Origin of the sequence: Undibacterium parvum (genome assembly GCF_003955735.1) — a bacterium.
Lineage (GTDB): Bacteria > Pseudomonadota > Gammaproteobacteria > Burkholderiales > Burkholderiaceae_D > Undibacterium > Undibacterium parvum.
In genome coordinates this window covers 1,768,607-1,784,770 of the sequence record NZ_CP034464.1, presented here as the reverse complement: position 1 = coordinate 1,784,770, position 16,164 = coordinate 1,768,607, and the positions used below count along the sequence as shown (strand labels likewise).

Below are 16,164 nucleotides of genomic sequence, written 5' to 3'. Positions count from 1 at the left end.
TTTCGTCGTGTCTTAAATATTTCTAGCACCGCTATTAGAGCGAATTGAGACCGCTCAACGCGCCAAATGTGGAGCCAAAACGCGCCATTCCGGGCTAGCCCGCAAATCGCGAATATCCGTCCATAGCGCTTCCACAAAGCGTGGATCGCGCTCGTATCTAAGACGGCTAACGCCGAGGTAAAGCGGCAGTTCGAGAAAAGGGTGAGCTAAAATTTCAAACTTGCCCTTGTAAGCGCTTTGTTCCAGCATTGCTTGCGCAGTCTCAATTTGTATAATGGCGACGTCAGCGCGACCGGCTAGCAGTTTCTTAACGCTCTGCTCATCACTATTTGATTCGGAATTACCGGGAACACCTAAGTCGAGCAATTTTTTTTCGACGCTAGCATAACCGCGTCTGTACATCACAGCAGTCTTTAAGCCTAGGAAGTTCTCGCCATTCCAATCTGGTCTAGTACCGGGTCTGCGCACCACAATTTGGGTAATGCTGCCTAATATTTTGCTGTGATCTACCTCTGCATTGCGCAAAGGAAAACGCATAAACGAAAAAAATTTGGGGTTGGCACCTGCACCCAAAGCAGCATCATAAGGCCCATGTTCTACGCCCAAAATACAGCGCGCCCAAGGCACAGCTTCAAACCTGACCGTATGTCCTTTGCGTTGCAGCGCTTCCCGCACTAGCCATTGCGCCTGCCCCTCATGACTAGGGAAAGATAGCGGAGGTAAATCATCATCAAGCATGCATACCACTAATTCGCGTGCCGTCGCTAGCGCTGGTAGGACCAAGAACCCGCATAAAAGTAACGCTCGAAGTATTAACACGATCTTGTTTTGAAGAGCTGCAACAGATTTAAGAGGGGCTTAGCTTTGCGATTGTTGATATCAATCTCCCTGCAAAAGTACCGACATCATATCCATGCTAAATAAGATTTTGGCAAAACACAAAAAGTCCTTAAATATTATTTAATTATTCACAGTGCGAGTTCTTACTATAAGCGCAATCCCAAAGTTTTTCAAATTTGCCTGCGAGACTCGCAGACAAATGAGTTTAGGTGCTCGAAATCATATTGCGGTTGAAAACGGTAGGATTTTTTCACAATGCGAAAAGTTGTTTCCGCATTGTGGTATGCAGCTGCGGAACAAATTAGAAAAAGCCCTCCATTTTTTTGAAAATTGATTTCATATCGCAAAAAAACATATGTAAGTTATTGAAAATAAACATGTAAATTTAAGTTATATGTCTTATATAAGACCTTGTTGTGGCGCAAAAAAACGTCTATTATTCTTCCATGCAGTTCGATTCGATTTTTTCACCGTTTTTCGCACTAGAGTAAGTAAAAGCCTCAACGCTCAATGCGATTTTCTCAATCATGCTTTATATTTAGGAGAACCCTATGTCACTGTATCAAGACGACATCAAAGCCATCGCTGGCCTGAAAGACAAAGAAGGTAGTGCTTGGAACGCGATTAATCCTGAGTCCGCTGCACGCATGCGCGCCCAGAATAAATTCAAAACTGGCCTAGACATTGCTAAGTACACCGCCAAAATCATGCGCGATGACATGGCAGCCTACGATGCCGACTCTTCCAAGTACACACAGTCTCTGGGTTGCTGGCACGGTTTTATCGGTCAACAGAAGATGATTTCTATCAAGAAGCACTTCAATAGCACCGAGCGTCGTTACCTGTACTTGTCTGGCTGGATGGTTGCCGCTCTGCGTTCAGAGTTCGGTCCTTTGCCAGATCAATCCATGCACGAAAAGACAGCTGTTTCTGCTCTGATCAAAGAGCTTTACACATTCTTGCGTCAAGCCGATGCACGTGAACTCGGTGGTTTGTTCCGTCAATTAGACGACGCTGAAGGCGCTGCCAAGCAAGCGATTCAAGCAAAAATCGACAACCACGTTACACACATCGTGCCTATCATTGCCGATATCGATGCCGGTTTCGGTAATGCAGAAGCGACTTACCTGTTGGCTAAACAGTTCATCGAAGCCGGTGCTTGCTGCATCCAGATCGAAAACCAAGTTTCCGATGAAAAGCAATGCGGTCATCAAGACGGTAAAGTGACTGTTCCTCACGAAGATTTCCTGGCTAAGATCCGCGCTATCCGTTACGCCTTCCTGGAATTGGGCGTTGACGACGGTATCATCGTTGCTCGTACTGACTCCCTGGGTGCTGGCTTGACCAAGCAAATCGCTGTCACCAACACACCTGGCGATTTGGGCGACAAGTACAACTCCTTCCTCGATGTTGAAGAAGTTTCTACAGAATCCATGAGCAATGGCGACGTTGTCATCAAACGCGACGGCAAACTCTTGCGTCCTAAGCGCTTGCCAAGTAATTTGTTCCAGTTCCGCTCTGGCACAGGCGAAGAGCGTTGCGTATTGGATTGCATCACTTCCCTGCAAAACGGTGCCGATCTGTTGTGGATAGAAACTGAAAAACCACATATCGCGCAAATCGGCGGTATGGTGAGTGAAATCCGTAAAGTAATTCCAAATGCTAAGCTGGTCTACAACAACAGCCCATCATTCAACTGGACACTGAACTTCCGTCAGCAAATGTTCGACAGCATGAAAAAAGAAGGGAAAGACGTTTCTGCTTACGACCGCGCTGCCTTGATGAGTGTTGAATACGACGCAACTGAATTGGCGATCGCTGCCGATGAAAAAATCCGTACTTTCCAAGCTGACGCAGCGCGTGAAGCCGGCATTTTCCATCACCTGATCACTCTGCCTACTTACCATACAGCTGCCTTGTCGACTGACAATCTGGCAAAAGACTACTTCGGCGACCAAGGTATGTTGGGTTATGTGGCTGGCGTTCAGCGCAAAGAAATCCGTCAGGGTATCGCTTGTGTTAAACATCAGAACATGTCCGGCTCGGACATCGGTGATGATCACAAAGATTATTTCAGTGGCGAAGCTGCTCTGAAAGCATCCGGTAAAGACAACACCATGAACCAGTTCTAAGAACTGCTTTCAGGATGTATGCAAAAAGCTCGCTTCGGCGAGCTTTTTTTTGTCTGCGTGTTTGTCTGCATGCTGTCCGAGATTGTCCGTTCCTGTTGTGCATAATGAGAGTCTAATGCTGATCAGCCGGCGACCATCCCAGCAACATCCCAAAAACATCCAGCAAGCATCGTAGTAAAAACAGTAGCACGCCAGCGCGCATATTCCACGCGGGTTTGCAGCCATACTGGCCTGCAAGGCGCATGGAATATGCGCAGTGGCAGGGTGTATAAATCAATGTCAAGTCTGCTACCATGCGCGCTCTGATGCAATTTTAAGCGCGCAAATTTTATGTCCAGCACTATCCTTATTGTCGAAGACGAAACGGCGATCGCCGATACCCTGTGTTACGCCCTGGCCACCGATGGCTTGAAGCCGCATCATGTAACGCTAGGACAGCAGGCCTTGGATCTGCTACGCGAGCCGGCTGCTCTGGCACCAGCTTTGATTGTGCTCGATGTCGGCCTGCCCGATATCAGCGGCTTTGAAGTATGCCGCCGCCTGCGTCAGTTCTCGAATATTCCCGTGATTTTTTTGACCGCACGCAGCGACGAGATTGATCGCATCGTTGGCCTTGAGATCGGTGCCGATGATTACGTCAGCAAACCGTTTTCACCACGCGAGCTGGTGGCACGCATCCGTGCGGTGTTGCGGCGTCCGCCCTTGGCGGCGAGCGTCACCGAGCTGCCGGCAGCAACCAGCGCACTAGCGGCTGCGGCGACCACTGCAGCGCGTTTTGAATTGCGCAGTGAAGAGGCGCGTATCCTGTATTTTGGTCAGCCTCTGAACCTGACGCGGTATGAATATGCGCTGCTGAAGGTATTAATAGAACGCCCAAGACAATTATTTTCACGCGCCCAGCTGATGGATATGGTGTGGACCAATGCGCCCGAAACGCTGGAGCGTACGGTCGATGCGCATATTAAATCCTTGCGTGCCAAGCTGCGGGTCTTGCAGCCCGATGATGATCCGATACTGACCCAACGCGGCATGGGATATAGCCTGGCACCCCAATGAAAATCGGCCTGCGCATCCTGCTCAGTTATTTTTTGATACTCGCACTGGCGGCCTGGTTGGTGCTGGCGGTGTTTGTCGAAGAAGTCAAACCCGGGGTGCGTGCCACCTTAGAAGATACCCTGGTCGATACCGCCCAGCTATTGGCGCAGTTAGTGGCTGATGATGTCAAGGGTGGTGATCTCGCGCATGCTGCATTGCTAGGACGTATGCAAAACTATGCGCAACGTAGCGTCGACGTGAAAATCAGCGGGGTGCGTAAAGCCAGCCTCGACTATCGCATCACCATCACCGATGCGCGTGGCATGGTGGTGTTCGATACCGATAATCAAGACCTAGGCAAAGACTATTCGCGCTGGAACGATGTCTATCTGACGCTGCGAGGCAAGTACGGCGCGCGCAGCACGCGTACCGACCCAAAGGATGAAGACAGCACTGTGATGCATGTGGCGGCACCGATTATGGATAGTGACCACATCATTGGCGTACTGACAGTGGCCAAACCTATCGCCACCATCATTCCTTTTATAGAACGTAGCCAGGCCAAAATACTGCGCCGTAGCGGCTGGCTGCTGCTCGCTGCACTGATCATCGGTATCGGTTTTTCAATATGGCTGAGCAGCTCGCTGCGCCGTCTGCAGCGTTATGCCGACGCGGTCGCACGCGATGAAAAAGTAGGCTTGCCAGAGTTGGGGAATAACGAGATCGGGGCACTAGCACAAGCGCTGGAAGCGATGCGCATCAAGCTAGAAGGCCGCCAATACGTAGAGCAAGTCATGCATACTCTGGCGCACGAGCTAAAGAGCCCGATCGCCGCGATTCAGGGTTCGGCCGAGTTGCTGACCGAAGACCTGCCTGCCGCCGCCAGACAGCATTTTTTGAACAATATCATAGAGCAAAATCAAAGACAGAAACAGCTGATAGACAAGCTGCTAGCCTTGATTAAGATCGAACAGCAGCACAGCCTGGAACAGCACAGCATAGACCTGGCGAGTTTGCTCGCCCTGGTCAAAGCCGATGCCCATGTGCGCCTGCAAGAGAAAGCCCTGGATCTGCACATCGAATTAGCGCCGGACTTAGTCCGCATCAAGGGCGACGCCTTGTTGCTGCGTCAGGCACTCGGTAATCTGCTAGACAATGCGATCGCCTTTGCCCCGCATGGGAGTCACATCATCCTCAGCGCCAGCCAGGATAATCAAGCGATAGCGCTGAGCGTCAGCGACCGTGGCCCCGGTATCCCCGATTATGCACAGCAGCGCATTTTTGAGCGCTTTTACTCACTAGCGCGGCCGGATGCAGCCAAGAGCACAGGCTTAGGTTTGCCGCTGGTACGCGAGGTAGCCTTATTACATGGCGGCAGTATTAGCGTCAGCAACCGCGCCGAAGGCGGCGCTTGCGCCTGCCTGCGTTTGCCCTTGCCTTAAACCACGCTGTTACTGTTCAGCCCGCTATGAAGAAAGTCAAAACCACTCAACACAGAGGCACAGAGACACAGAGATTCACAGAGGAAAGCAAGGCAGTTCTCCGTTTTTCTCTGTGTCTCTGTGCCTCCTTTGAGAGGTTTTCGATTTTTTTAATAATTTTAGTAGCAGGCTGAATAGATACGCCGCGCTCAAGTATTTCAACACTGCCTAGTCGGGCGCGCATATCCCATGCGGTCTGCAGCCCGGCATGCCGGCAAACCCGCATGGAATATGCGCGTTGGAGCATGCCACAAAAAAATTATAGCCTAGCGGCATAGACGCACATCGCGTCACCCAAAAAACTGACCATCTGCGGATGATAGGCATTGTGGAAATCGCGCATGCCGGGGTTGTCTTGATAAAACAAAGCCATGCCCAGGTAGGCCGCGGGACTCGGAGTGTAAAAGCGGCAGGCGATAGTATAGTGCTGAGCGAGTAGTTCCTGGATATGCGTATCGCTGGCAGTCGAAGTGTCGATCACGGCCGCCAGCGTTTTGTACAGCGCATCCCAATCGGCATGCACCTGATTGCGATCCACATGCGCCCAGTGATCGCTTGCTGCCAGGCTTTTGCTCTGCTCTTGGCTAAGCGCATTTCTGCAAGTTTCCAGATAAGTAGGGTCGAGGTTTTGTAGGCTCATACTGTCAATTTTTCTCAATTTCAATTGATGATTTCTAATGCTATAACTTAGCATTGTACCAATAATTTAATTATCTGAATTACATCCCGCAATATTCGTGCTTCGTCTTCACTTCACACAAAACGCATCAGCAACGCACATGCCTTGTTTACAGTCAGGTTTCCTTATAGCCGGAGTCCTCCATGCAAAGAACTTTACTTTTCAAAACCCTCATCGTGGCGCTGTTGATGCTGCTGATCGGTGTGCCCCTGATGATGATACAAGCCACCATTTCTGATCGTATGCGCTTTCGCGATGCAGCCGTGCGTAGCATTGCGGCCGACTCGGTCAGCGAGCAAACTTTGCTAGGGCCGATACTGGTGCTGCCGTATAGCGAAACGTATGAAGAGCAGGAGATCGTCGATAGTGTCAGCAAAAAAACCGTAGCACGGCGCTATACCTTGCAGCATAAACACTTGGTGTATCCGAACGACTTGAAGTTGACTGGAACGGTCGATACGGACCATCGTTATCGCGGCATCCATAAGGTCTTGGTATATAGCGGCCAACATATCATGACCGGCGATTTTACTTTGCCTCTGTTGACGAATTTGGCGCGTAGCGTGGCCGGTTCTGAGTTGACTGCGGGCCAGCCGTATATTGCCTTAGGTCTGAGCGATACCCGTGGTTTGCGCAATTTCCCCAGCATACTCTGGAACGGTAAGCCGTTTGAATTCAAGCAAGAGAGCAAACTGCGCTCGTTTGGCTCAGGTTTACATGCGCCGCTAGAGTTGATGGCTTTGAGCAGCCCTGAGCAGGTAAAATTTAGCCTGGATCTGACGATAGACGGTATCGAACGCATGCACTTTGTGCCTATTGCTAAAAATAACCAGGTCAGTTTGACTTCGAAATGGCCGCATCCGCAATTTGGCGGGCGCTTTTTGCCGACCCCGAAAGAGCGCAAGATTGATCAGAACGGCTTTTCTGCCACCTGGAATATTTCGGCATTAGCCAGCAGTGCGCAACAGCAGTTTAGCGCCTTAGAACTAGGCCGTGCGATTGATGCTCCGGCGGTCGTTGCCAGCGCCACCGTCGATGTTTCAGCGGCACCTGCGGCAGCCATGGCGATGACTGAACTGGATAGTTTTAGCGTGGCGTTTATCGAACCGATTAATGTGTATTCGCAAGCGGATCGCGCCATCAAATACGGCATGCTGTTTGTGGCGCTGACTTTCGCCGCCTTCTTCCTGTTTGAAATTTTGAAGTCGCTGCCTATCCATCCCATCCAATATACTTTGGTCGGTCTGGCACTGGCCTTATTTTTTCTGTTGCTGGTGAGCTTGTCCGAACATATCTCTTTTGCGCATGCGTACTTGCTGGCCGGTGGCGGCTGTATTTTGCTGATCGCCTTTTACCTCAGTTTTGTATTGCATAGCTGGCAGCGTGGCCTAGGTTTTGGCGGCGGCCTGTGTCTGTTGTATGGGGCACTGTTCGGGCTACTGCAATCAGAAAACAATGCCCTGATCATGGGTAGTATCCTGCTGTTTGCTGTGTTGACAAGCATCATGGTGGTGACCCGTAAGGTCAACTGGTATCAACTGGGTAACGCGACTAGCAACAAAATCGCCCCGTAAATCAGCTGTGCAGCCCTCGCAAGGTCTGAATTAAAAACCTTGCGAGGCTGGCTAGTTCAGCATCAATACTTAAAATCGATGCTGAGCTTTTTTGATTGCTGGGTGGCTAAGTCAGACTAGTCGTAGTGCGCTTAGGGTTAGGCGCAGCTAGTGGGGTTGCCGGTGGCGCTGCGGCGCTGCTGAAATAGCGCTCGCGTAACCGCATGAACGGGGTCTCGACCAAGGCATACAGCAGATAGCCCGCTATGAGCGAGCACAGCAACATGAGGCTCAGTCCTAGTGCCGATTCCAGACCGATACCGGCTTGTTTGATCGGTGCGCTCAGGATGAAAAATACCGCCTTATGCACCAGATAAATCGCATACGACCATAGTGCTAGATAAGAGCAGCCGGGAATCTTGAATTTGTGGAGTAAGCAGCTTGGGCTGAGTGCCGCCAGCACCAGTAAAGAAAAACTAATCGCCATCAGCGAGTAGCCCCAAGTCGTCATGGCATAGGTATAGCCTTGCGGCTCTACATAATGATAATTGGCAAATAGGTAGAACATCAGCGCCACACAGCCCAGGCCCAAGAGCAAGAATTGATTGCCCCATTGCTGCAGTCTGGACCATACCGGACGGTGGTAATTTTTGATTAGTGCCAGCGCAACGCCGGGTAAGAGTTCATCAAAGCGCGCCAGTGAAGAGTAATAAATATACCCGTAAAAAGATTCGGCATCTTGCACATAGTTTTGCCAAAGATAGGCGCGCAGCGCAATCGCGCCACAGATCAAACCGAGCAATAGTAACCAGGCATAGATCATCGATTTCTTAAGATAGCGAGAGCCTGCCACAAAAAGTAAAGCGAGCGCTGGCAAGATCAGATAAAACTGTTCTTCTATGCACAAAGACCAGGCGTGCGAAAACGCGGTGCCAGTATGCAGGCCGAGGTTTTGGGTGAAGCTCAAGAAGCGCCACAATGACGGCGGGCTGCTGCCACCCATCACGCCTGGCAGCAGAAAGTAAAATGCCAGCACCACATAAAAACTCGGCAGTGTGCGTAAAAATCGCCGTATATAAAAGTTTTTAAGAGAGAAATCCTGACGTCGCAGGCTAGCAAAAATCTGATTCCCTATCAGATAACCGCTCAGCACAAAAAACAAGTCGACCCCGCTCCAACCGATTTGGCTAAAAATCCCGAAGGTGTCGGCACGACTCACCACCACCTTGTAGTGATACATCAAGACCAGCAAAATGGCGCAACTACGTAAAGTATCGAGACCGTGTAAGCGCCCGACTAAGGAGGATTTTTGCATAGAGAAAGTAGTGCTGTGGTGGCGAGTGCCGACTCAGACCAAGTCGCGCTTTTAAAGTTCCATCCAGATAAAAAATGCGCATAGCCAGAGCGGCAATTTGAAACATGGGTGTACATCTATTCCACCAACCGGGTTTTCCCAGACTCTTGCGAGATATAAAACACGGCATGCCTCAGCGCGCATATTCCATGCGCCTTGCAGGCCGGCATGCCCGCAAACCCGCATGGAATATGCGCCTTAAGGCATGCCCTGGTTTTAGACCGATAGAAATTGGGCTTAACGCGTCAATCTATAGATCATTAGGGCCGCGCGTATGCTGGCTCTTTCTAGCGAGGCTAGTTCCATATCCTCGTCGGGCGAGTGGGCGCCGCGTCCGCTGGCGCCTAAGCCATCCAGGCTATCCAGATACGGTGCGACAAATTGTATATCGCCGGCACCGCGCAGGCCGGGGGCGATGATTTCCAGACTGCCTAGACCGGCATCCTGGCTAGCTTGCGAGTAACGCTGGAAAATCGCCAGATTGCCAGCGCTCGGTGCCATCGCCGGATAGGTTTCGCGAAAGCTGATCTCAGCACTGGTGCCGGGCAAATTTTGCGCAACGATGGCGCGCATCTTGGCATAGGTACGCTCGCGTTGCGCATTACTCAGATACCGTAAATCGCCTTTCACCAGGGCGCTTTTGGGGATCACATTGTTCTTGCCAAAGGCCGTGCCGGTGCTGCTAGTGTCGTCATGGCTCAGCTCGCTGCCACCGAGCATCAGACCGGCATTAAAGGTCAGATCGGGCTCGATTAATTGTTCACGGAAGCTATTGAGTATGCGGGCGGTTTCATAAATGGCGCCGTAACCGTGCGCACCAAAGACCCCGGCAGAGTGGCCTTGCTGGCCTTGCACTTTCAGGGAAAAACTACCCGAGGCGCGTCGACCTATGGTGGCGGTATCCTTGCCATCTTTACCGTGGATAGCATTCTCGAACGCCAGTGCAATGTCGCTTTGTTTGGCTGCCGCGATCAGATCGGCGCGGGCGATTTCTAGCGGGCTACCTGCGCGCTCCTCATCGCCGCTGAACACCACGCGTATGCTGGCGCTGTCTAGTGCACCGATTTTTTTCAGGGCACGCAAAGCTTCCAGTATCACCACATCGCCGCCCTTCATGTCCGAGACGCCCTGGCCGCGAATTCTATCGCCATGGCGCTCCCATAAAGCGACTTTGCTGTCGGCCTCAAACACGGTATCGAGATGGCCGATCAGCAGAACACGTTTGCCTTGCTGGCCTGCGCCCTCGTGCTCGGCGATGAGATGGCCAGCTCTTTGCATGGCGGCAGGCATCTCCGCCCAGCGCGTGCTGAAACCCAATTGCTGCAACTGTGCCTGAAACAATTGTCCGACGGCGCGCACCCCGGCATGGTTCATGGTGCCACTGTTGATCTTCACGCTTTGCTCTAACAGTGCGATCGCTTGCCCAGAGTTTTCTTTGACTGCGGCGATCAATTGCTGTTCACTGAGGCTTAAATTTGCCGCCGGATTTTCGGCTGCTGTGCTGCCGTTAGCGGTTCCCGCCATGCCCAAGCAAGCCCATGTAAAAACTCGCAGTAATTGCTTAGAAACGCCGAAGTAAGTCTGCATGCATGCACTCCTGATAGAAAATTTATTCTGAAATTTCCATCATTATTGCAGGGAGTATGCAGAATAGCGAATTCCACGATTAGCGTTTTCTGCGCCGCTTGCTGTATGCTGCAGGTCTGCAGCGCATCCAGCATTATATTCAGCGTGATATTCAGCGTGATATTCAGCGTGATATTCAGATTCAGCGAGCCCAATTTCTATGAACGACAACAGCACTAGTAAGCCTAACGCCATCCCCGATAGCCTGGCCGAGATGTTACCGGTCGGTATGCTGGCCAATGGCGGGCTGGCCGCCGATGCCATGGCCGCCATCGCAAATCGCCGCCATGCGGTCGCTGGCTGGGAAGCGTTTCATTATGAGCGCATTTCTGAGAGTGAATTTGAAATCACCGGCGGCATGCTGGTGATGGCCGGCAATAGCAAAAAATGGCCTGGCCCGCACGATTGCGTCAGCATCACGGAGGCCGAGATTTTACAAGAAATGAGGGCTATGCTTGCGCCCGCCGTGGTCAGCCTCCCGCCTACACCCGCCTCCACACTGCTGCCAGCAGCAAGTTCTGCACTCGCTGCTGGACTGTATTTGCAAGTTCAGTTGGCCCTGCCGGAAGATGAGGCAGGACGTCAGCGCATTCTGAAAGCCTTCCATTTGCAGGCCGATTTTTTTGGTGCCAAAGTACTGGCTTGCTCTTTGCACGATAGTCTTAACTAGACTAGCTTAGACTAGAATTTCGTTTAAAGCCATGTCCCTCATTATTGACTTGCGCTAAATTTTTTGCGCAACCAACGTACCGGGGCACCAATCAGTGGGAGTTTTTGCCACAATTCTTCCGCCGGATCCCAGTAATCGCGGTGATCGATAATCTGCCCCTGATCGTTCAAGCGCAGATGGGTGCCGCCATTCACGGTGTAGGTTTTGCCGTTCAATCCAAACAAAAACTGCCAACTCAAAAAAGCTTGCTGATTCTGCTGAAATGAATCGATCACGATAAATCTGGGGTTTTCGGTGGTGGCAAACATGTGCAGAAAAATCTGCTGTATCGCCGCCACGCCAGTGACCTCGTTAAACGGATCTTTGAATGTGGCTAGCGCCGCGTACAGTGCATGAATCTCGGGTAGGCTTGTCGGGCTAAGTGTGGAATACCACGCTATGATTTTTTCTAAATGGCTCATGCCTGTCCTGGTTGATTTAAGAAACGATCAAATAAAGCAAAGCGCCAGCGGTAGGGCAGTATTTGCAAAAATTTGAGTACACGGGTGAAGCGACGCGGAAAGTGAATTTCAAACTGACCCTGTTGCATGCCTTTGATGATGGCAACGGCGGCTTGTTCCGGGCTCTGTAGTGCAGGCATAAAAAAAGTGTTTTTTGCGGTTAATTCGGTTTTGACGAAGCCAGGATTGACCAGATAAACATTGATATTTTTAGGATGCAGATCGAGATACAGTAACTCAGACAAATTAATCAAGGCCGCTTTGCTTGGGCCATACACACTGGCGTTGGGAAGACCCACGTAACCTGCCACACTGGCGATGATGGCGATGCCGCCGCTACCTTGCTGCATCATGTCAGGCAAGATATTGGCTAAGCCTTGATACACGCTTTGCAGATTGATTTGTAAGGTGTTGGCGGCATCGCTGCCACGCACATCCCAACTACGTTCCGGTTGATATTTGGCGGCGCAGAACATGATCAGATCTAGCCCGCCCAAGCAGTTCTGAATTTGTTGGTGTGAGCTAGCCCAGGCCTGTTCATCCTGCACGTCAAACGGCAGTATCAGGGCATTGGTGTGGGTGGCGGCGATACGTTCAAGTTGCGCTGCGCGCCGGGCAGACAATACCACTTGGGCACCCAGATGCAGGAAGGCGGCGGCCAAGGCAGCACCTATTCCGCTAGAGGCGCCGATCAGCCAGATACGTTTGCCTTGCCATTCATGGATACGGCTGTTCAATGGTGTTAGCAGGGCGGGGCACCAGCTGCTGTCGTCGATTTTGCTCATGCTGGTCTCCTGCGGAAAAATAGCGTGACTTGTCCGAGTTCGACGCCAAATTTGCGCATGCTGGTGCGATTGATTAAGGTATCTTGATCCATCAAATACATCCAATCGTCCATCTGCATTTCATAGATGCTACCCGATACCGGAAGCAATAATGTGTATTGCCAATGTAGCGCATTGCCTGCAATCTGGCCGAGCGCGATACCTTTGACATCGTCCGCAGTGCCATGCCAGGTTCCGTCGGCCTGTTTGCTCAGACGCCAGATTCTTTGTTGGGTGCTGCCATCGTCATACTCAAATTTCTCATCGAGTACCAATTGCTCATTAATTTTTTTGCCCTCTATCGTGACTTTAAAACGTTTTACCACGCTGCCGTCTCGTTGTTGAAACATGCCCCAGGCATCGCTGGTGCCAATAAAATATTTCTCTAAATCGAAACTTGGTTTCTGGTCTTTGTAGTGATTCACGTCATTCATGGCGCATGAGCTGAGCAGAGCGCTGATAAAGAGGGCGTAGCAAGTGCGGAAAAATGTTTTCATGATGGATACCGGTGGAGTAAGCGGAGCGCGATCAGTTTTAAGACGCAAGGTACAGCGGCGTACAGCAAAACCAGACTGGCACTATGGCTAGCCTGGCCGGGTTGATATTGAAGTAGAGCCAAGAGCGGCAGGCCTAAGCCTGAGACGGCCAGCGCTAGTTTTCCCAGCAGTGTCCAGAAGCCGTAATAACTGGCGGCGGGCTGTTCGGCTGGAATGATTTCTGCCAATAATACTGGCGGCAATGCCAGATCCGCGCCTAATGCCAGCCCAGCCGCCGCACAAATCAGGAAATAAGCGCCAACGTCGCCACTGGAGAGAAAACTGCAACCGACGAAGCTGAGTATCGCCAGCAGCATGCCGAGCTTCCATGCCGCGACGCAGCCGTAGCGCTTGGCAAGCTTGATCCACAAAGGTAGGCCGATTGCTCCGGTGATGAAATACAGCGCCAGAAAATAGCCGCTCAATTGGGGGGCTTGAATTCTGTCATTGATGAAAAACAGCGCCAGTGTGGCGGGTATAGAAACTGACAGTGAATTGATGAAATAGATGGGCAACAGACGCCGGAACAAGGGGTTAGCCAATACCACGCGCAAGTTGGGATTCGTGCTGCTTGCTTGCGCTTTCCATCTGGGGGCATACAGCAATAGACTGGCAAGTGAGAGCGCCAACAAAATTGCAAAGCCAATTGCGTAGTTGTTCAGAGCCAGGTTCACTTGGCTGTTTTTTTGTTGCAGGATGAAACTCGGTATCAGGCTGGCGAGTATCAGACCGGCCAGACTTAGGCCTTCGCGCCAGGCCGCGGCGCCTAGTAAGCTGGTTTGAGCCTTGTCAGAATGGCCGCTCTGACTGAGTCTGGCACCCCAGGAAAGATAGGCGATATTGAGCAAACTGTGGGCGCTGTAGGCCAGCACTAGCATCAGACCCAGCCACATCAGTAAGCCACTGCCGACGGCAAAGGCCGGAGGTAACCACAGACCAAAAAACGCGGCTGCCAATACGGCTGCTGCGGCGATGAGCCAACGCCCGATGTGGTGCTGATGGCGGTCGATCAGGCGTCCCAGCAATGGGTCTTGCACTGTGTCTAACAAGCGGGCAAAAAACAAGACCAGACCGGTACTTGCCAGTGGCAAGCCCAATTGTGTGGTGTAGTAGGCCGGAATTTGCACATATACCGGTAAGGCCGACATCGCCAATGGCATTCCTAATAGACCGTAGGCCAGCGCCATCAGTGTCGGCGATTTCATGGCTGGGCACCAATTAACTGCTGGCGCAAATTGCTGTCTTTGCTACGCGGATCAAACCAGATGGCGAAAAACGCATCGGCAAATTGAGGATCATTAATCTCTGCCAGTAATTTGTCACGACTATAAAATTTGCAACCGATCTTGGGCAGGTTGACGCCGATCAATTGCTCGCCGTGTTTGACGTCGGTGAAGGCCGTTTCCATATGCTTGCGCCAGCGTTGCAGTAGTTCAGGGCTGACACTGCTCCCTTGCAGACGCTTGATTTCATCAATGCTGGTATCGACGAAGCGCTCACGGCTGATCGCGCGCTGGTAAGTTAGCTCCAATGCAAAAGGGGATTTCGCATCAAAATTGCTCGCCGCTGACCACAGTTTTGCATTGTAGATGTGCAGGCCGAACCAGCGTAAATCACCGCTACCTAAAAGCTTGGCTTGCGGCAGATCCTGACGCCACTCGACTGCAAAAGCCTGACTGCTGATGGTACTGATCAGCAAGATGCTGAGCGCCAGTAGACGAGCTCTTATGTTGAACTTACGCATTTTTTTCCAATAAAAATTGGTAGACATCAGTGCTGCCTTCGTTGAAACCGGCTTCGCAATAGGCAAAATACATGTGCCAGATCCGTTGAAACGCCGCTCCGAAGCCTTGTGCTTCTATGCTAGTGAGTTGTTGGTTAAAAGCTTGGTTCCAGCGCCGTAAGGTCTCGGCGTAATCGCGACCAAATGCATATTCATGTTTCACTTGCAATCCCTGCTTTTGTGCCTGCTGGCAGAAACGTTCAGGGCTAGGCAGCATGCCACCGGGAAAAATGTATTGCTGAATGAAATCGGTACCGCTGCGGTAACGCTCAAAACGTGATTCTTGTATCGTGATGCTTTGTATTAAAGCTTGGCCGCCTATCTTCAAGCGTTGCTGAACGGTCGCGAAGTAGCCGGCCCAATATTTTTCACCGACGGCTTCAAACATTTCTATGGAGACGATGGCATCGTAACTACCATGCAGGTCGCGGTAATCACATAATTCCAAACGCACTAAGTCTTGCAGTTTTGCCTGTTCGATGCGCTGTTGCGCGATCGCCAGTTGCGAAGGTGAAATCGTTACCCCATGCACAGCGATGCCCAACTTGCCGGCGTGCTCGGCAAATCCACCCCAGCCGCAACCTATTTCTAAAACCTGGTCACCCGCCTTGAGTTGCAGCACGTCGATAATGCGCTGATATTTCTGATGCTGGGCTTGTTGCAAGCTGATTTGATAATCGCCGTCGAAAATCGCGCTAGAATAAGTCCAGCTAGGATCTAACCAGAGACGGTAAAAATCATTGCCCAGGTCATAATGGGCGTGGATGTTGCGGCTACTGCCACTGCGGGTATTCGGACGTAGCCAGTGTTTAATGCGGTACCAAAGTGTGCTCAGTTTGCCGCCGAACAGCGCCGGTTCTAAGCTGTTTTCATTGCGAATTGCCAAACGCAGTAAGGCCACCAAATCGGGGCTCTCTAGCCAACCAGCTTCATAACTTTCCGCAAAGCCTATATCGCCGGCGCGCAGTATGCGCTGGCAAGCTCGCCAATCATGAATCCGCAACACGGCACTGGGCGCCTGATGAAAGTCGCCGAATAATAGGTGTTGCTCGTCGGGCGTAATAATGCGCAGATGACCTTGCTTTAAATTATTCAGCATTTTGAGAAAAAGACGTGCCGACGCAGGTATTTTTTGTTCAGATTTGGTCGCA

Annotated in this window: 15 protein-coding genes; 5 read left to right on the top strand and 10 right to left on the bottom strand. The window is 51.3% G+C overall.

The features are described from left to right. Nucleotides 1-54 precede the first annotated feature (54 nt). Complete coding sequence (locus EJN92_RS07690) at nucleotides 55-738, bottom strand: substrate-binding periplasmic protein (RefSeq protein WP_126127275.1); 684 nt, start codon at nucleotides 736-738, stop codon at nucleotides 55-57. A 653-nt stretch (nucleotides 739-1,391) separates the two neighbouring features. Here EJN92_RS07690 and EJN92_RS07685 point away from each other — a divergent pair. The 3 genes from EJN92_RS07685 (at nucleotide 1,392) to creC (ending at nucleotide 5,449) form a co-directional block, all read left to right on the top strand. Further along, entirely contained in the window at nucleotides 1,392-2,972 is a 1,581-nt protein-coding gene (locus EJN92_RS07685) for an isocitrate lyase (RefSeq protein WP_126127274.1), read from the top strand. A 330-nt stretch (nucleotides 2,973-3,302) separates the two neighbouring features. Then, the gene (gene creB, locus EJN92_RS07680) at nucleotides 3,303-4,028 is read left to right on the top strand and encodes a two-component system response regulator CreB (RefSeq protein WP_126127273.1); all 726 of its coding nucleotides are present in this window, start codon (nucleotides 3,303-3,305) and stop codon (nucleotides 4,026-4,028) included. Next, on the top strand, nucleotides 4,025-5,449 hold the full coding sequence (gene creC, locus EJN92_RS07675) for a two-component system sensor histidine kinase CreC (RefSeq protein ID WP_126127272.1): 1,425 nt from the start codon (nucleotides 4,025-4,027) through the stop codon (nucleotides 5,447-5,449). The genes creB and creC overlap by 4 nt, the downstream gene beginning before the upstream one ends. A gap of 298 nt (nucleotides 5,450-5,747) precedes the next feature. Here creC and EJN92_RS07670 read toward each other — a convergent pair whose 3' ends face one another. After that, entirely contained in the window at nucleotides 5,748-6,128 is a 381-nt protein-coding gene (locus EJN92_RS07670; RefSeq protein ID WP_126127271.1) for a TipAS antibiotic-recognition domain-containing protein, read from the bottom strand. A gap of 182 nt (nucleotides 6,129-6,310) precedes the next feature. On the opposite strand from EJN92_RS07670, the gene creD reads away from it, so the two are divergent. Continuing rightward, complete coding sequence (gene creD / locus EJN92_RS07665) at nucleotides 6,311-7,741, top strand: cell envelope integrity protein CreD (protein WP_126127270.1); 1,431 nt, start codon at nucleotides 6,311-6,313, stop codon at nucleotides 7,739-7,741. A 106-nt stretch (nucleotides 7,742-7,847) separates the two neighbouring features. Here creD and EJN92_RS07660 read toward each other — a convergent pair whose 3' ends face one another. Together EJN92_RS07660 and EJN92_RS07655 are read right to left on the bottom strand one after the other, a co-directional pair. Beyond that, a complete protein-coding gene (locus EJN92_RS07660; RefSeq protein WP_126127269.1) occupies nucleotides 7,848-9,035 on the bottom strand; it encodes an acyltransferase family protein in 1,188 nt (395 codons plus the stop codon). 276 nt (nucleotides 9,036-9,311) lie between these two features. Next, nucleotides 9,312-10,661: a M20/M25/M40 family metallo-hydrolase gene (locus EJN92_RS07655; protein ID WP_227869755.1), complete on the bottom strand. Its 1,350-nt coding sequence runs from the start codon at nucleotides 10,659-10,661 to the stop codon at nucleotides 9,312-9,314. Nucleotides 10,662-10,860: 199 nt separating this feature from the next. Here EJN92_RS07655 and EJN92_RS07650 point away from each other — a divergent pair, with 199 nt between their 5' ends. After that, complete coding sequence (locus tag EJN92_RS07650) at nucleotides 10,861-11,370, top strand: hypothetical protein (RefSeq protein ID WP_126127268.1); 510 nt, start codon at nucleotides 10,861-10,863, stop codon at nucleotides 11,368-11,370. A gap of 41 nt (nucleotides 11,371-11,411) precedes the next feature. On the opposite strand, the gene EJN92_RS07645 is transcribed toward EJN92_RS07650, so the two are convergent. Genes EJN92_RS07645 through EJN92_RS07620 form a run of 6 tightly spaced genes read right to left on the bottom strand, consistent with a single transcriptional unit; the run spans nucleotide 11,412 to nucleotide 16,112 of the window. Next, nucleotides 11,412-11,831, bottom strand: coding sequence for a nuclear transport factor 2 family protein (locus EJN92_RS07645; protein WP_126127267.1), 420 nt, complete (start codon nucleotides 11,829-11,831; stop codon nucleotides 11,412-11,414). Beyond that, the gene (locus EJN92_RS07640) at nucleotides 11,828-12,655 is read right to left on the bottom strand and encodes an SDR family NAD(P)-dependent oxidoreductase (protein ID WP_126127266.1); all 828 of its coding nucleotides are present in this window, start codon (nucleotides 12,653-12,655) and stop codon (nucleotides 11,828-11,830) included. The genes EJN92_RS07645 and EJN92_RS07640 overlap by 4 nt, the downstream gene beginning before the upstream one ends. Beyond that, the gene (locus EJN92_RS07635) at nucleotides 12,652-13,191 is read right to left on the bottom strand and encodes a DUF3833 domain-containing protein (RefSeq protein WP_126127265.1); all 540 of its coding nucleotides are present in this window, start codon (nucleotides 13,189-13,191) and stop codon (nucleotides 12,652-12,654) included. The genes EJN92_RS07640 and EJN92_RS07635 overlap by 4 nt, the downstream gene beginning before the upstream one ends. Beyond that, nucleotides 13,188-14,435: an MFS transporter gene (locus tag EJN92_RS07630; RefSeq protein WP_126127264.1), complete on the bottom strand. Its 1,248-nt coding sequence runs from the start codon at nucleotides 14,433-14,435 to the stop codon at nucleotides 13,188-13,190. Before EJN92_RS07630 ends, EJN92_RS07635 begins: the two co-directional genes overlap by 4 nt. Then, nucleotides 14,432-14,974, bottom strand: coding sequence for a chalcone isomerase family protein (locus EJN92_RS07625; protein ID WP_126127263.1), 543 nt, complete (start codon nucleotides 14,972-14,974; stop codon nucleotides 14,432-14,434). The genes EJN92_RS07630 and EJN92_RS07625 overlap by 4 nt, the downstream gene beginning before the upstream one ends. Then, the gene (locus tag EJN92_RS07620) at nucleotides 14,967-16,112 is read right to left on the bottom strand and encodes an SAM-dependent methyltransferase (protein ID WP_227869821.1); all 1,146 of its coding nucleotides are present in this window, start codon (nucleotides 16,110-16,112) and stop codon (nucleotides 14,967-14,969) included. Before EJN92_RS07620 ends, EJN92_RS07625 begins: the two co-directional genes overlap by 8 nt. Between the last annotated feature and the right edge of the window lie 52 nt (nucleotides 16,113-16,164).

Excerpts from the sequence above, each read along its gene's own strand:
- EJN92_RS07660 (WP_126127269.1), bottom strand. The coding sequence starts at position 9,035 with ATGCAAAAATCCTCCTTAGTCGGGCGCTTACACGGTCTCGATACTTTA.
- creB (WP_126127273.1), top strand. The coding sequence starts at position 3,303 with ATGTCCAGCACTATCCTTATTGTCGAAGACGAAACGGCGATCGCCGAT.
- EJN92_RS07685 (WP_126127274.1), top strand. The coding sequence starts at position 1,392 with ATGTCACTGTATCAAGACGACATCAAAGCCATCGCTGGCCTGAAAGAC.
- EJN92_RS07655 (WP_227869755.1), bottom strand. The coding sequence starts at position 10,661 with ATGCAGACTTACTTCGGCGTTTCTAAGCAATTACTGCGAGTTTTTACA.
- EJN92_RS07650 (WP_126127268.1), top strand. The coding sequence starts at position 10,861 with ATGAACGACAACAGCACTAGTAAGCCTAACGCCATCCCCGATAGCCTG.
- EJN92_RS07670 (WP_126127271.1), bottom strand. The coding sequence starts at position 6,128 with ATGAGCCTACAAAACCTCGACCCTACTTATCTGGAAACTTGCAGAAAT.
- EJN92_RS07620 (WP_227869821.1), bottom strand. The coding sequence starts at position 16,112 with ATGCTGAATAATTTAAAGCAAGGTCATCTGCGCATTATTACGCCCGAC.
- EJN92_RS07630 (WP_126127264.1), bottom strand. The coding sequence starts at position 14,435 with ATGAAATCGCCGACACTGATGGCGCTGGCCTACGGTCTATTAGGAATG.
- EJN92_RS07645 (WP_126127267.1), bottom strand. The coding sequence starts at position 11,831 with ATGAGCCATTTAGAAAAAATCATAGCGTGGTATTCCACACTTAGCCCG.
- EJN92_RS07625 (WP_126127263.1), bottom strand. The coding sequence starts at position 14,974 with ATGCGTAAGTTCAACATAAGAGCTCGTCTACTGGCGCTCAGCATCTTG.
- creD (WP_126127270.1), top strand. The coding sequence starts at position 6,311 with ATGCAAAGAACTTTACTTTTCAAAACCCTCATCGTGGCGCTGTTGATG.
- creC (WP_126127272.1), top strand. The coding sequence starts at position 4,025 with ATGAAAATCGGCCTGCGCATCCTGCTCAGTTATTTTTTGATACTCGCA.
- EJN92_RS07635 (WP_126127265.1), bottom strand. The coding sequence starts at position 13,191 with ATGAAAACATTTTTCCGCACTTGCTACGCCCTCTTTATCAGCGCTCTG.
- EJN92_RS07640 (WP_126127266.1), bottom strand. The coding sequence starts at position 12,655 with ATGAGCAAAATCGACGACAGCAGCTGGTGCCCCGCCCTGCTAACACCA.
- EJN92_RS07690 (WP_126127275.1), bottom strand. The coding sequence starts at position 738 with ATGCTTGATGATGATTTACCTCCGCTATCTTTCCCTAGTCATGAGGGG.